Raw genomic sequence first — 606 nt, 5'->3', positions numbered from 1 at the left:
GGTTTAATGCGCCCCGTTGCCCGGATAGCTCAGTCGGTAGAGCAGGGGATTGAAAATCCCCGTGTCCTTGGTTCGATTCCGAGTCCGGGCACCAAATTCATATAAACGGACCTCCACGGAGGTCCGTTTTTCGTTTCAGAACGCCACGATTTAAGCGTTCTGCCTACAAATCAATTCTACCGAACTCAACCAGATTCCCCCCACATCAACCCCATTGTGTGGGTATAATTGCGGGTATACCCCAGTTCGACAGAATTTGTACCCTCTTTAACGCATTCAGAAGGCTGAACTATGGCACTGACTGACGCAAAAATCCGGGCTGCAAAGCCCACTGACAAGGCTTATAAACTCACTGACGGGGCTGGCATGTTCCTGCTGGTACATCCTAATGGTTCCCGTTACTGGCGTCTCCGTTATCGTATTCTGGGTAAGGAGAAGACTCTGGCACTTGGTGTGTATCCAGAAGTTTCTCTCTCCGAAGCTCGTACAAAACGGGATGAGGCCCGAAAACTGATTTCGGAGGGGATTGACCCTTGCGAACAGAAAAGAGCTAAAAAAGTAGTCCCTGATTTACAGCTCTCTTTTGAACATATTGCACGACGCTGG

The 606-nt window shown here is 49.5% G+C and carries 1 protein-coding gene and 1 tRNA gene; both read left to right on the top strand.

All coding sequences use genetic code 11. From position 1 onward, the window contains the following. Positions 1 to 18: 18 nt before the first annotated feature. A tRNA-Phe gene (locus ACJHX4_RS26775) sits at positions 19 to 94 on the top strand. Between the two features lie 197 nt (positions 95 to 291). After that, a partial coding sequence (locus tag ACJHX4_RS26770) for an Arm DNA-binding domain-containing protein (protein WP_324709870.1) occupies positions 292 to 606 on the top strand: 315 nt, incomplete at its 3' end.

Origin of the sequence: Escherichia sp. WS2035 (assembly GCF_046487065.1) — a bacterium.
Lineage (GTDB): Bacteria > Pseudomonadota > Gammaproteobacteria > Enterobacterales > Enterobacteriaceae > Escherichia > Escherichia coli.
This window is presented reverse-complemented; position numbering and strand designations above follow the sequence as displayed.